The organism is Rhizobium brockwellii, assembly GCF_000769405.2.
In the GTDB taxonomy this organism is placed as follows: Bacteria; Pseudomonadota; Alphaproteobacteria; order Rhizobiales; family Rhizobiaceae; genus Rhizobium; species Rhizobium brockwellii.
The window spans coordinates 335,411-348,914 of record NZ_CP053441.1 but is presented as its reverse complement, the minus strand read 5'-3'; the positions used below and the strand labels follow the sequence as shown (position 1 = coordinate 348,914).

General features: G+C 59.7%; 12 protein-coding genes. 4 read left to right on the top strand and 8 right to left on the bottom strand.

The genetic code is table 11. The annotated features are described in order from the left end of the window. Positions 1-162: 162 nt before the first annotated feature. The 3 genes from RLCC275e_RS29730 to RLCC275e_RS29720 are packed head-to-tail and all read right to left on the bottom strand — an operon-like array spanning position 163 to position 2,240. Positions 163-939, bottom strand: a complete 777-nt coding sequence (locus tag RLCC275e_RS29730) for an SDR family oxidoreductase (protein WP_033183878.1) — start codon at positions 937-939, stop codon at positions 163-165. Positions 940-964: 25 nt separating this feature from the next. Then, entirely contained in the window at positions 965-1,828 is an 864-nt protein-coding gene (locus RLCC275e_RS29725) for a MurR/RpiR family transcriptional regulator (RefSeq protein ID WP_128459551.1), read from the bottom strand. 22 nt (positions 1,829-1,850) lie between these two features. Further along, positions 1,851-2,240, bottom strand: coding sequence for a RidA family protein (locus RLCC275e_RS29720; RefSeq protein WP_033183570.1), 390 nt, complete (start codon positions 2,238-2,240; stop codon positions 1,851-1,853). Positions 2,241-2,351: 111 nt separating this feature from the next. Here RLCC275e_RS29720 and RLCC275e_RS29715 point away from each other — a divergent pair, with 111 nt between their 5' ends. The 4 genes from RLCC275e_RS29715 (at position 2,352) to RLCC275e_RS29700 (ending at position 7,590) form a co-directional block, all read left to right on the top strand. Continuing rightward, a complete protein-coding gene (locus RLCC275e_RS29715; RefSeq protein ID WP_033183571.1) occupies positions 2,352-2,834 on the top strand; it encodes a hypothetical protein in 483 nt (160 codons plus the stop codon). A gap of 31 nt (positions 2,835-2,865) precedes the next feature. After that, positions 2,866-4,341: a M81 family metallopeptidase gene (locus tag RLCC275e_RS29710; protein ID WP_033183572.1), complete on the top strand. Its 1,476-nt coding sequence runs from the start codon at positions 2,866-2,868 to the stop codon at positions 4,339-4,341. Beyond that, complete coding sequence (locus tag RLCC275e_RS29705; protein WP_033183573.1) at positions 4,342-5,442, top strand: D-TA family PLP-dependent enzyme; 1,101 nt, start codon at positions 4,342-4,344, stop codon at positions 5,440-5,442. Positions 5,443-5,883: 441 nt separating this feature from the next. Then, a complete protein-coding gene (locus RLCC275e_RS29700) occupies positions 5,884-7,590 on the top strand; it encodes an adenylate/guanylate cyclase domain-containing protein (protein WP_033183574.1) in 1,707 nt (568 codons plus the stop codon). Positions 7,591-7,895: 305 nt separating this feature from the next. On the opposite strand, the gene RLCC275e_RS29695 is transcribed toward RLCC275e_RS29700, so the two are convergent. The 5 genes from RLCC275e_RS29695 to RLCC275e_RS29675 form a co-directional block, all read right to left on the bottom strand. Then, positions 7,896-9,029, bottom strand: coding sequence for an ABC transporter ATP-binding protein (locus RLCC275e_RS29695; protein WP_033183575.1), 1,134 nt, complete (start codon positions 9,027-9,029; stop codon positions 7,896-7,898). An 89-nt stretch (positions 9,030-9,118) separates the two neighbouring features. Next, positions 9,119-10,324: an ABC transporter substrate-binding protein gene (locus tag RLCC275e_RS29690; protein WP_033183576.1), complete on the bottom strand. Its 1,206-nt coding sequence runs from the start codon at positions 10,322-10,324 to the stop codon at positions 9,119-9,121. 73 nt (positions 10,325-10,397) lie between these two features. After that, the gene (locus tag RLCC275e_RS29685; protein WP_003553169.1) at positions 10,398-11,255 is read right to left on the bottom strand and encodes a carbohydrate ABC transporter permease; all 858 of its coding nucleotides are present in this window, start codon (positions 11,253-11,255) and stop codon (positions 10,398-10,400) included. Next, positions 11,252-12,136, bottom strand: coding sequence for a carbohydrate ABC transporter permease (locus RLCC275e_RS29680; protein ID WP_033183577.1), 885 nt, complete (start codon positions 12,134-12,136; stop codon positions 11,252-11,254). The genes RLCC275e_RS29685 and RLCC275e_RS29680 overlap by 4 nt, the downstream gene beginning before the upstream one ends. A gap of 13 nt (positions 12,137-12,149) precedes the next feature. After that, positions 12,150-13,307: a Gfo/Idh/MocA family protein gene (locus RLCC275e_RS29675; protein WP_033183578.1), complete on the bottom strand. Its 1,158-nt coding sequence runs from the start codon at positions 13,305-13,307 to the stop codon at positions 12,150-12,152. Positions 13,308-13,504: the final 197 nt, after the last annotated feature.

Sequence of the window (13,504 nt, the reverse complement as noted above, 5' to 3'; positions counted from 1 at the left end):
CGGTTATCGATCAGAAGTAAGCCGGCTTCACAACCTGCTCCTCTCGTCTTCCTCTGGAGCAATTCCAGGAAAAATGCGAAGCGGTTTTTCGTCCGGAATTGCTTAAAAACAAAAAGTTAGAGCGGTTCTGCGGTTCCATGAAAAGTTGAACCGCTCTGGGTTTCAGTAATGTTCCGATTGCGAGAAGGTCCGCGCGAGCTCGGCCTGGCCTGCCGTGAGTCCACAGTCGACTGGCAGGCAGATGCCGGTGATAGAGGCGGCCTGGGGACCCGCGAGGAAGGCCACGGCATTGGCAACATCTTTCGGATCGACGACCCGCTGTAGCGGATACCAGCGGCGTGCTTCCTCGAAAACGTTGGGATTGGCGCTCGCACGGGCTTCCCAGGCCTGCGTCTTCACCGTGCCGGGTGCGACGGCGTTGGACCGGATCCCGAACTTGCCGTATTCCACGGCGACCAGCCGGGTGAAATGCAGAAGGCCGGCCTTGGCGGCGCTATAGGCGGGGTGTCCGAAGACATGCATGCCGTTGACCGAGGCGATGTTGACGACGGAACCCTTGGAAACCGTCAGCATGGGCTCGAATGTGCGGAAACATAAGAATGCCGCTTCGAGATTAAGCGCAACGTCCGCCCGCCAGATCTCGGGCGTCGTGTCGTGCAGGCTGGTGGCGCGGGCAGCACCCGCATTGTTGACTAGGGTTCGAACCACGCCGACGTCGGCGGCGCGTCTTGCCAATTCGGCAATGCTCGTCTCGCTGGTCACATCGCACTGGACGGCGACGAAGCGATTGCCCGGCCCGAGCTTCAATGCCACGGCAGCCGCAGCCTCCGCATCGATGTCGGCGAGCAACACGATGTCGTGGTCATCGGCGAGCCGTGCGGCGATCGCCGCGCCGATATCGCCTGCAGCGCCGGTAACGATGGCTATCGACTGCGTCATTTTCTGTCGCTCCCGTTCATGAACCTCAATCTCCAAGCAATTGCCGGTCGTCGCCGTCGCGGTGAATGACCAGCTGTTGCTTGATGCGCCGAAGCGTGGTCGTCGCCTTTGGCTGAACGGCGTAGGCGACCAGGCTCGACAGGATATCGACCGTCGCGATGTAGGCGATGCGCGTCGAGGTCGGACGATAGATATTGCTGCCTTCGGGAAGATCGATCGGCACGACGATTTCGGCAGCCTTGGCAACCGGGCTGTCCGTCTGGGTGAGCGCGATCGTCTTCACCTTGGTCTGGCGGGCAAGCTCGAAGGCCCGCACCAGCTCCATATTGCGCCCTGAGAAGGACGAGCCGATCAACACGTCGCCCGGCTTTGCCGCGGCAGCCATCATCAGCTGCATGCTGTGGTCGGAACTTGCCGTGATGCGAAGCCCGAGACGGAAGAGGCGGTTCTGGAGCTCGTCGGCGATCATCGACGAATTGCCGCCCGACCCGAACGCATAGATCATATCGGCCTTGGCGATATGCGAAACGGCGGATTCGATCGCCGCAAGATCGAGCGACCGATGCAGGAGAAAGAGCGCGTTCTGGGCCTTGGTGATGATATCCTGTGCGACATCGGCCGGATCGGTGCTTTTCGATTCCGGGTTCAGATACCGCACCCCGATATGGGCGGTACGGGCGAGTTGCACCTTGAAGTCGGAAAAGCTCTCGCAACCGAGCCGCCGGCAAAAGCGGGTAACGGTCGGCGGCGATACCTCGGCCCGTTCCGCGAGCTCGATGATCGAGGCATTCACGGCAAACTCGAAATCGTTGACGATGATCTCCGCGATGCGGCTCTCGGAGGGAGAGAGCCTGCTCTTGTCTTCCTGCAGCGTTGAAAAGATATCCAAGCCCGTCCCCCCCGATGGTTCTCTACTTATCCTTCTTCTTATAGGCCACGCAGTCGATCTCAACCTTGCAATCAACCATCATCGACGATTGCACACAGGCGCGTGCCGGTGGATGTTCGCCGAAATACTCCTGATAGATCTTATTGAAGGTCCAGAAGTCGCGCGGATCATCGAGCCAGACGCCGACACGCACGACGTCTTCGACGCCGTATCCGGCCTCGTCGAGGATCGAAAGGACATTGGCGATCGTCTTGTGGGTCTGGGCAATGATGTTGCCGTCGATGATTTCGCCGTCTTCCATCGCAACCTGGCCGGAAACATACAGCCAACCGTCGGCTTCGACCGCACGTGCGAAAGGCAGCGCCTTGCCGCCGGCGCCCGTTTGAACAGTGCCATAGCGCTTGATGGGCATGCTAAAGTCCTTGCAAATTATTTTCTTGATAAGTTGACAAGTGACCATAGAAAGCAGAATTTGACCAGTGAAAAACACGATTTATGAAAAGAATTTCAATCTGGGGCAGATATGCGCGATCCTTTCAAGAATCCTTTCCCGTCCGACAGCGCCCGGCACGCTATCTGGGAGATGCTCGTTCCGCGCGATATCGATGCCTTTCTGGCCGCCGATTGGTCGATGGTCGAGCATGACTTCGTGGAAGAGGGTTTCATCGGCATTGACGGCCAAAAGGAAGTCAGCCCCGACAAGTGGCGCCTCGCATTTCCGACGCTCTCTGCCTATCGCCAGGAATGGCTGAGGCAGGCGGAGGATTTCGCCAAACAGAGTTTCGCAGAAGATGCGCGCACAGCGATCTTCACCACAACGACGCTGGAAGATATCGAAATCGAAGGCGACATGGCGCTTGTCCGCAAGAAATTCGACGGCGGCATTTCCAAGGCTGACGGCAGCAGAGACGTCATGCAGTGGCAGACGCTCTATTATTGCAGGCTTCACCAAGGACGCTGGAAGATCTCAGGTTTCACCGGCTACCTGCCGAACCCGATGGGTTGAAGCAAGGGCCGATAACACGAAGGCGACTTTCTTGCGCATTTTCACGGCAGCACTGGCGACCGAGACCAACACTTTTTCCCCGATCTGCGTGGATCGTCGCGCATTCGAAGCCTCTCTTTATGCCCCGCCTGGCCAGCATCCCGAAACGCCGACGCTTTGCACCGCGCCGATCACCGTCGGAAGGCGCGTCACTGCCGAAAAGGGTTGGGAGCTGATCGAGGGAACCGCCACCTGGGCCGACCCGGCAGGCCTCGTCAACCGGGCGACCTACGAGGAATTGCGTGACGAAATCCTCGGCCAACTCAGCGCAGTAATGCCTGTCGATGCTGTCGTCATGGGCCTGCATGGCGCCATGGTGGCCGCAGGATACGAGGATACCGAAGGCGATCTTCTCTCGCGCATCCGCGAGATCGTCGGGCCTGATGTCCTCATCTGCGCCGAGCTCGATCCGCACAGCCATCTCACCGCAAAACGTGTCGCCGCTCTCGATTTCGCCGTCTATTTCAAGGAGTTTCCGCATACGGACTTCGTCGACCGCGCCGAGGATCTCTGGCGCATGACGGTCGAAACGCTCGAAGGCCGGATCAAGCCTGTTATGTCGGTATTCGACTGCAAGATGATCGACGTCTTCCCGACATCGCGCGAGCCCATGCGTTCCTTCGTCGACAAGATCATGCAGATCGAGACCGATGATCCGGACGTCTTGTCGATCTCGGTGATCCACGGCTTCATGGTGGGCGACGTTCCCGAAATGGGAACGAAGCTGCTTGTCGTGACTGATAATAAGCCGGAGAAGGGCGCGGCTTTGGCGCGTGAGCTCGGCCTTGAGCTATTTTCGAAGCGCGGCACCTTCATGGTCCCGCAGATCGACGAGAAGGAAGCCGTCTCGCGCGCGATGGCTGCCACCGCATGGCCTGTTGTCATCGCCGATGTCTGGGATAATCCGGGTGGCGGCACGGCAGGGGATGCGACGGTTATCCTCGGAGAGCTCATGGCCCGCGGCATCACGAGTGCAGCGATCGGCACCATCTGGGATCCGGTGGCCGTCCAGATTTGTTTTGCGGCGGGCGAGGGGGCAGAAATTCCATTGCGCTTCGGCGCCAAGTCGGCGCCGGGCACCGGCAATCCCATCGACGGCACCGTGAAGGTCGTCAAGCTGGTGAAGAATGCCGAGATGCAGTTCGGCGAGAGCCTCGCACCTTTCGGCGATGCCGTACATATCGTGCTTGGCGGCCTGGACATCATCCTCAATTCGACGCGCGCTCAAAGCTTCGATCCGAGCCTTTTTTCGGCGATGGGCATCGATCCCGCCAGGCAGAAGATCCTGGTAATCAAATCCACCAACCACTTCTTCGCATCCTTCTCGAAGATCGCGGCCGAGATCCTTTACTGCTCCGCCGGAACGCCCTATCCCAATAATCCGGCGACGACGCCGTACAAGCGGGCACCGAAGACCATATGGCCGATCGTCGCCGAACCACACGGACCAGAACGCGGAGCCGCCTAGATGCATGACAACAGGTTTGCCGTCGTCGCCAAGGCAGGAGACAGGATCGCCGATCTCTCGACGCCGCGTCCTGTGATCGACGAAGACAGGCTGGCTGCAAACATAGACCGTGTTCAGTCCTATATGGATCAGCACGGGCTGAACTTCCGCCCGCATATCAAGACGCACAAGATCCCGGCTCTCGCCGTCGCGCAGGTTGCCGCCGGCGCCAAGGGCATCAATTGCCAGAAGGTGACGGAAGCAGAAGTCTTTGCCGAAGCCGGCTTCGAGGACATCCTCATCACCTTCAATATCCTCGGACCGCAGAAGCTCGAGCGACTGGCCAAGTTGAACGAGAGAATTTCGGCCCTCAAGGTCGTCGCCGACAGCGAAGTGACGATCGACGGGCTGGCGGCGCATTTCTCCGGCCACAAGCCACTGAACGTACTGGTCGAATGCGACACCGGCGGCAGCCGCTGCGGCGTGCAGACACCGGCAGAAGCGGCTTCGCTCGCCAGGCGCATCACCGCTGCCGACGGCCTCACCTTCGGCGGCATCGTGACCTATCCGAAGCCGCAATCGGCCGCCGCCGTGGAGGCCTTCATCACCGAAACGCTCGAGCAGCTGACATCGGAAGGCATAACCTGCCCGATCGTCAGCAATGGCGGAACGCCGAGCCTCTTCGAGGCGCATCTCGTCACCTCAGCCACGGAACACCGCGCCGGCACCTATATTTACAACGATCGCCAGATGGTGCGCATGGGCCATTGCACCGAGGACGATTGCGCCATGCATGTGCTGGCAACCGTCGTGTCGCGGCCAAACGCCGACCGCGCCGTCATCGATGCCGGGTCGAAGGCGCTAACCTCGGATCTGCAGAGCTTCAGCGATTTCGGCCTGGTGGTCGACTATCCCGACGCGCGCATCACCAGCCTCTCGGAAGAGCACGGCGTGATCGACCTGTCCAATTGCACCGGCCCCCGGCCTGAGATCGGCGAGAAGCTGTTCATCATCCCGAACCACACCTGCGTCGTGTCGAACCTGTTCGACACCATGGTCTTCCATCGGGGCGGCGTCGTCACCCGCGTCGAAGAAGTCGCCGCCCGCGGCCTCGTCTGGTAGGGGTCGGTTCCGATTGAAGGCGAAGTGGCCCGATCACCTAAGACCGCAGTGATTGGCTGATTGCCCGCGGTCCCGGTATCAGCAAGAATGCAGTCGCTGATATGGCAAGACATGACATCAGCTTGGCACCGACAGATGACCGATTTGGGGCCGGAAGGAGACCTGGCCGCATCTGGAGAGTTAGCCAGAAATGCAGACTTAGCGCAGTTGCAGTTCGGGTCCCCCCCGGACAGAACTGGCCACTTCCGCCGAGGCCCCCGCTCGCCGCCCCTCACCAGTCGTTCAAGAATTCCGTGTCGTCCACCTCGACGCCGCCGGTCACAAAGAAGGATGACGGCTCGATGGAGGTGGCGATCGCCTGGACATTCCCTCTTTACCACTTGTTGACTCACCCGCGGTTGAACAATAACTTGTGAATTCAGTCGTTAGGCTTGTCCTCACATGGCGGATCACTCTCTTCAGCGTCGCCTTGCTGCCATCGTCGTTGCCGATGTGGTGGGATATTCACGCCTGATGGAGGCTGATGAAGCCGCAACGCTGGCGAACCTCAGGGAGCTCCGTTCAGGCGTTATCGAGCCGGCTGTGATGCGCCACCACGGTCGCATCTTCAAGGTCATGGGCGACGGATTCCTAATCGAATTCGGTAGCGCGGTGGACGCGGTCGCAGCAGCGTTGGAAATGCAACGGGCGGCCACCGCTGTTGAGGCTTCCGGAGACCGGCGCCTGCTTTTGCGTGTAGGCGTCAATCTGGGAGATGTCATTGACGACGGTTCAGACGTCCTCGGCGACGACGTCAATGTCGCGGCGCGCCTCCAGACGCAGGCCGCACCGGGAGGTATCTGCATTTCAGCCAATGTTCACGGCGAGATCGACGGCAAGATTAGCGACCGGTTCTTTGATGCAGGCGAACGCTACCTGAAGAACCTGACTCGCCCGGTCCACGTGTGGCATTGGCCGGATGCGCTGCAGAGCATATTGCCGCTGCCCGAATGTCCCTCGATCGCTGTATTGCCATTCACGAATATGAGTGGGGATGAAGCGGACGCGCCTTTCGTCGACGGCTTGACCGAAGACCTGATCACCGACCTCTCCCGTACGGCTGGTCTGTTCGTCATCGCGCGCAATTCCGTGTACGTCTACAAGGGCAAGCCGGTCGACGTACGGCTGGTCGCCCAGGAACTCGGCGTCCGCTATGTCCTCGAGGGGAGCGCCAGACGCGCAATGGGCCGTGTCCGCATCAATGCCCAATTGGTCGATACGCTTGCCGGCCAGCACTTGTGGGCCGACCGGTTTGACAGGACGGTGGAAGATGTTTTCGAACTACAGGATGAAGTTAACGCCAAGATTGTTGAAGCCCTCGTCGGCCGGCTAACCATCCCGACGCCGCGCAATCGGCCGAAGAACTTTGAGGCGTACGATCTGTGTGTGCGCGCCCGCCTCCTGACGGAAGAGTCGCCGCAAACTGAGCGTGAGGCCTATATGCTGCTCCAACGCGCGGTTGAGCTCGAGCCATCATATGCCGAGGCGCTCGGTCTGCTCGCCTATAACCGTTGGCTTGCCTGGACTCATTTCGGCGAGCCCGAAGATCCTAACCGTCGGATGGCGGCGACGTTCGCGCAGAAGGCGGTCGACCTGGATCCCAACGATGCCGGCTGCCGTTACGTTTTGGGGACCATTTTGGCTTATGAGCGGCGATGGGAGGAATCAGAGGCCGCCTTCGCCAAGGCCCTGGAGCTGGACCCCAACCACGCCGACACCTGGGCCGCCATGTCGGACATGTCCGTGCTGGACGGCAGGGTTGCCGACGGACTGGCGCAGATCGAAAAAGCTCTGCGGCTCAATCCTTACCCAGCCTGCTGGTATCTCTGTCATCTTGGGCAGGCGCAATACGCCGCGCATGACTATGAGGCGGCAGCCGCTACGCTTCGCAGGAAAGACACGTATCGTACCAACTCACGCAAATTCCTGGCTGCTACGCTTGCGCAGTTGGGCCACCATGAGGAGGCGCGGCGAGAAGCAGAATTGTTCCTGATCGCCCACCCTCATTTCACGATCGGCCATTGGCTCAGCTCCCAGCCGCTGCGCGATGCATCTGTAAGAGACCACTTTGTTGACGGCTTCCGAAAGGCCGGTCTGCCGGAGATGTGACAGCGGGTGGGCACAATCCCGACGCGTTCGAGGACTTGATCAACGGATATGCGCTGTGCGAGAACGGTGGTCTGGATCGCAGTGCCCTGCTTCTTCAAACGCTCCACAAAACGCGTCAATCAGCCCGAGTCTTGCATGACTTCAAATGGGCCGGACTCTGCCATCTGCAGGAAATTGTCCAACGACGTTCGTGGGGTGAAAATCACCCCGAACCCTACCGGCGAGGAGCCAAAATTGCTTATGGCGTCGTTTGGCCCCTATCCGGAGCCGACCCCGGTAGGAAAAACGCCGACTTGGCCGCCGCTTCAGGCCGCCGTCGGATTGATCACGTTCATATCGATTTCGGTCAGCTCGACGCGACGCTCGAAAGCAATGCCCGCCTCGTCGAAGAGGTGGCAGTCCGCGGCATTGATACCGGTTGCGACAGGCACGTCCGTGCGGATGCCGACGCTGCCCGGCAGCATGGCGCAGAAATTTTCGGCCTCTCCGTTGAGCGAGGCGTAAGCGACCGTATTTGCTCCGAGGCGCTCGATGACCGTCGGCGTCACCTTAAAGACGATATCGCCGCCGCCAAGCTGGATATGCTCCGGCCGGATGCCGAGCGTCAAAGCCTTGCCGGCCATGCCGTCGCGCGGCGTCACGGGCAGAACGGCTGTCTGGCCTTGATAATCCACCTCGACGCCGTTGGCGCTGACGCCCTTGCAGGTTACGGGCAGAAAATTCATTTTCGGATTGCCGATGAAGCCGGCGACAAACTGGTTTGCGGGCTTGTGATAAAGCTCCAGCGGCGCCCCGGTCTGGGAGATATCGCCGGAATCCAGCACGACGATACGGTCGGCCATGGTCATCGCCTCGACCTGGTCGTGCGTCACATAGATCATCGTCGCCTTCAACTGCCTGTGCAGCTTGGCAAGCTCGATGCGCATGTCGGCGCGAAGTGCTGCGTCGAGGTTGGAGAGCGGCTCGTCGAACAGGAATATCTTCGGTTCGCGCACGATGGCGCGGCCGATCGCGACGCGTTGGCGCTGGCCGCCGGACAGCATGCCGGGTTTCTGTTGCAGCCGCTGTTCGAGGTGAAGGATGCGCGCTGCATTTTCCACCTTGGCCTTGAGCTTTTCCTCTTCCATCCTTTCGACCCGAAGCGGAAAGGCGATGTTCTCGAAGACCGTCATGTGCGGATAAAGCGCGTAGGACTGGAACACCATGGCGATGCCGCGCTTGACCGGCGGCAGGTCATTGACCCTGATACCATCGATGACGATGTCGCCCGCGCTCGTCGCGTCGAGACCGGCGATCATGCGCAGCAGGGTAGACTTGCCGCAGCCCGACGGGCCGACGAAGACGACGAACTCGCCGTTCTTCACATCGAGCTGCACACCCTTCAGAACTTCGTAATCGCCATAGAACTTCTGAACTTTGTTGAGAAGGAGCTGTCCCAAAAATCTGTCTCCACCGGCGGCCTTCGTCGCACATTCGATCGGGGAGGGATCGCGGGTGTTGCACCCGCGATCCCAAGGTTCCAAGAGGCTTACTTGAACGCCTCGACTTCGGTGGCAGCCTTCTTGAGTGCTGCCTCCGGCTCGGCCTTGCCCGTCACCACGGACTGGATCATCTCGATCACCGAGTTCTGGAAGCCCTTGTAGTCGGTGAAGAGCGGCTCGGGACCACCATAGCTGATGCCGTCGATCAAGGGCTTCCAGTAGGGATCCTTGGCGACGAACTCGTCGACCTTTGCGGAGGGACGCAGCGGGGTGAGACCGGCGCCGCCCTGCAGTTCGTATTCCGACTGCACATCGGGCGAGGTGATGAACTTGGCAAATTCCGTCGCCTTGTCCTCGACCCCCGAACCCTTGAAGATCGCCAGGCTGTCGGTGATCAGCAGCGTGCCGGGGCCTTTGGCGTCGGGCCCGAGCGGCAGCGTCGTGATGCCCCAGCTGATCTTCGTCGCCTTCAGGCGGTCGGCTGCACCCGAGCCTGCCTGGATCATCGCGACCTTGCCGTCGAGGAAGATGGCCCGGACTTCGTTCTGCTCATAGGCCGTCGGGCCTTCTTCGGAGTAGGGGACGATATCCTTGTAGGCCTTCAGCGCGGCGAGAATCTGCGGGCTGTCGAGCGTAACTTTGCCGTCGGCATCGATCACCGTGCCGTTGTTGGTGTAAACCCAATGCATGAACTGGTGCATCGTGTTGTCGAAGGTCTTGGCGGAGAGACCGAAGCCCGGAATACCGGTCTTTTCCTTGATGGTCTTTGCCATCTCGATTTCTTCAGCCCAGGTCTTCGGCGGCGTCTCGGGGTCGAGGCCGGCCTGCTTGAAGAGGTCCTTGTTCCAGTAGAGCGCCTTGGTGGAGAAGGCGATCGGAACGCCCCACTGCGTGCCCTCGAAGGTCACGGTGTTGACGATGTTCGGATAGTAGGTCTTCTTCTCGTCATCCGTCATCGGCACTGGAACGATAAGGTCGTTCTGCGCGAATTCCTTCAACGTGCGCGAGCCGACATAGGCCATAGCCACCGGCGTGCCGGCGGCAGCGAGCGTCGTTGCCTTGTCCTGGCACTGCGCCCATCCGACGACCTCAGGGGCGATCTTCCAGCCCGTGTTCTTTTCTTCCCACTGCTTGATGTATTTGGTGTGGACCGGGTCGATCGTGTCGCCGCAATAGATCCAGCTGATTTCCTTGTCGGCCGCCTGGGCAGTGACGGCGGTCAGTGCCGTCGAACCGAGCAGGGCGAGCGCCATAAGGCCTGTCTTGATGGTAATGCTCACGTCGTGACTCCCATTCTTGTGTTAGCTGTTCACTCGTTTTTTGGTCTTATTGTTTCACCGCACCGGCGGTCAGCCCGCCGACAAGGTAGCGCTGAAGGAAGAAGATGACGACCATCGCCGGCGCAATACCGACGAAGGAAGCCGCCATCAGTTCGTTCCAGATGACCTCCTGCTTGCCGAAGTAAGCAAAGAGCCCCACCGGCAAGGGCATGTATTCGGTCTTCGAGTTGAACGTCAGCGCGAAGATGAATTGCTGGGCGTAGGCGCCGATGAAGGTGGTGATGGCGACGACGATAATCCCCGGCATCGCAATAGGCAGGATGACCCGGCGCAGCGTGTAGAAGTGGCTGGCGCCATCCATGTAGGCCGCTTCGTTGAGTTCCTGTGGAATACGGATCATGTAGGTGCGCAGCAGCCAAATCGCCGACGGGATCAGGAAGGCGACGCCCGGCACGATCATGGCGAGATAGGTGTTGAGCACGCCGATGCTGCGCATCAGCCGGAACAGCGGGATCAACAGCACGGCGCCGGAAAACATGTTCACCGTCAGGAAGGCGCCGAGCAGGATGCCCATGCCCCTGAATTCGAACTTCGCAAAGGCATAGGCCGCTGGAATGACGAGGCAGAGCACGATCAGCGTGACGATGATCGAGATGAAGAACGAGTTGAAGATATAGCGCCCGAAGCCCGGCACGCTGATCCACATCGTCCGATAGGCTTCGAACGAGCCGTTCTCCGGCCAGAAGCGATAGGGCGAGGAGAAGAGCTGGCTGAGCGGCTTCAGCGACACCAGGAAACCTTCGACGAAGGGCGACAGCACGAAGAAAAGAAACAGGGCGATGCCGCAATAGATCAGGATGATTTCCCACCAGCGGTAACGGTCGATCATGGCTGCATTGCTCATGCGCGCTTCTCCGGATTGAGGCGACGGGTGACGCGGAAATAAGCGAAGCAGAAGAGCGACAGGAAGATGCAGATCAAAACGGCGCGCGCTGCACCTTCACCGTATTTCTTCGAGCCGATCGCGGTCTGATAGGTATCGATGATCATCGTCGTCGTCTCGCCGCTCGGTCCGCCCTGCGTCAGGATCCAGATGATGTCGAACGAGTTGAAGGTGGCGATCAGCGAGAGCATCGACATGGTGATGATCGCCGGCACCATCAGCGGCAGCGTGATGCGGCGGAAGCGGTACCAGCGGCCAGCGCCGTCGGTCCAGGCGGCCTCGTAGAGATCCTTCGGAATGGATTGGATCGCCGCCAGGAAGTAGATCGTCACCAGCGGCACGCCGATCCACACGTCGGTGATGATTGTTGCCCAGAAGGCGGTGTTTCCATAGGCGAGGAAGGCGACGGGGCCATCGACGAGACCGAAGCGCTGCAGCATGCCCGATATCATCCCGAACTGGCCATTATACATCCAGCCCCACATGAAGATGCCGATCGCCATCGGCACGATCCATGGCGGCATGGTCAGCAGCCGGAACAATGAGCGGCCGGGGACCGCGGCATTCAGCATCGTCGCCCCGAAAGTGCCGATCACCATTTTCAGGGCGACCGAGAAGAATGTCCAGATGAAGGTGCGGATGATGACTTCGGCAAACCGCTCGTTGAAGATCTTCTCGTAGTTGACCCAGCCGACCCAATTGGTCGTCTTCCTGAGGGATGCATCGGTGAAGGAGAGAATGAAGGTATCGACCAGCGGATAGGCGACGATCGCCAGAACATAGAGCACCGCCGGAAGAAGAAGGATGCAAGCGAAGATGAAGGTGCTTCTTTGAACACTCATCTTGCCGTCCTCCTCAAGCCGCTCTCGCGTGAAGGGCTTCGTCGAAGCGGTCCCAGACGGGTCTGAGATCGACGACCGCTTTCTTCATCCTCGCTTCGTCCATCGCCAAGGCAAGGATGCCGGCTTCGAGCGCATTCAGGGTGGAAACAGGAAGTTCGAGCCCGGTGCGCACACTTTCAAGCAGGTCGCTCGCCATCTGTTCATCGGCACCGTAATGCTGGGAGAGCTCGGTGGCGGCATATTTGTTTTCGACTACTTTGTTGCCGGTTAGCTGTTCGTGCACGTCGAGATAGCCGCGAACGAAATCGCCTTCGGCCATGCCGCGCGAACCCATGATGGCAAAACGGCGGAACTGGTCGGGCACGTTCAGATTGGTGTGGAAGTTCATGCCGACGCCATTGGCATATTCGACGATCGCCACCTGATAGTCGATGATATCGGCATCGCTGTCGAAGACCTTGTCCGATCCCATCCACCCGCTCGGCTTGCGGTGGAAGAGCTCGAGGTCGTTGATGCCCTCGCGCGCCGGGTCGTTTGCCGGAATGAAGCTCTTGCGGCCACCGAAACTTGCGACGCGTTCCGGCCGTGCGCCGGCGACACCATTATAGAGATCGAGGTCGTGGCAGCATTTCTCCAGCATGAAGCTGCCGGAATAGCGCTCATAGCGGCGCCAGTCGCGCATGAAGAAGGCGCCGTGATAAGGCTCGATATGTTCGGAGGCCTCGATCGACACGATCTGACCGAGCTTGCCCTCGGCCTGGATGGCGCGGAGATCCTTATAAAGAGGAGAATAGCGCAAGACGAGACCGACCATCAGCCGCTCGTGACCGAATTTTGCCATCAGATGGGCAAGTTCGATGCTTTCGGCGATCGTCGTGACGATCGGCTTTTCGCAGAAGACCTTGAGACCGGCTTGAAGTCCGAGCCTGATATGGTCGAGATGCAGGTGATTGGGGGAGCCGATCATCAGCAGATCGAGCTTTTCCGAAGCGAGGAGCTCCTCCGGCGAACCATAGGCTTTGCCGACCGAAATTCCCTTTTCCGTCAATCCGGGAAGTCCGGCGGGTTCCGGATCCACATAGCCGACGATGTCGAAGCTGCTATCGATTGCCTTGAAAACGTAGCCGAGATAGCCGAGCCGGAATCCTAGCCCGATGATTCCCACTTTCATGCCGATCAAGTTCCCATTTAGTAATTTATTTTCTTTAAGTTGGGACAAAAATCGGAAGGCGTCAATAGAAAACGGGCCTCAAAGCGCGAGTATGAAATTAATTTTCATAGATCGGTAGCCGGCGGTCGATTGCTGGCTGCGACCGGCCGGACGCCGATTGCCAAAGGGAATAGCGCACAGGATCCTGAAGCCGGACC

Coding starts and splice junctions, on each gene's coding strand:
- RLCC275e_RS29730 (WP_033183878.1), bottom strand. CDS start 939: ATGACGCAGTCGATAGCCATCGTTACCGGCGCTGCAGGCGATATCGGC.
- RLCC275e_RS29715 (WP_033183571.1), top strand. CDS start 2,352: ATGCGCGATCCTTTCAAGAATCCTTTCCCGTCCGACAGCGCCCGGCAC.
- RLCC275e_RS29690 (WP_033183576.1), bottom strand. CDS start 10,324: ATGGCGCTCGCCCTGCTCGGTTCGACGGCACTGACCGCCGTCACTGCC.
- RLCC275e_RS29705 (WP_033183573.1), top strand. CDS start 4,342: ATGCATGACAACAGGTTTGCCGTCGTCGCCAAGGCAGGAGACAGGATC.
- RLCC275e_RS29675 (WP_033183578.1), bottom strand. CDS start 13,307: ATGAAAGTGGGAATCATCGGGCTAGGATTCCGGCTCGGCTATCTCGGC.
- RLCC275e_RS29685 (WP_003553169.1), bottom strand. CDS start 11,255: ATGAGCAATGCAGCCATGATCGACCGTTACCGCTGGTGGGAAATCATC.
- RLCC275e_RS29700 (WP_033183574.1), top strand. CDS start 5,884: ATGGCGGATCACTCTCTTCAGCGTCGCCTTGCTGCCATCGTCGTTGCC.
- RLCC275e_RS29720 (WP_033183570.1), bottom strand. CDS start 2,240: ATGCCCATCAAGCGCTATGGCACTGTTCAAACGGGCGCCGGCGGCAAG.
- RLCC275e_RS29680 (WP_033183577.1), bottom strand. CDS start 12,136: ATGAGTGTTCAAAGAAGCACCTTCATCTTCGCTTGCATCCTTCTTCTT.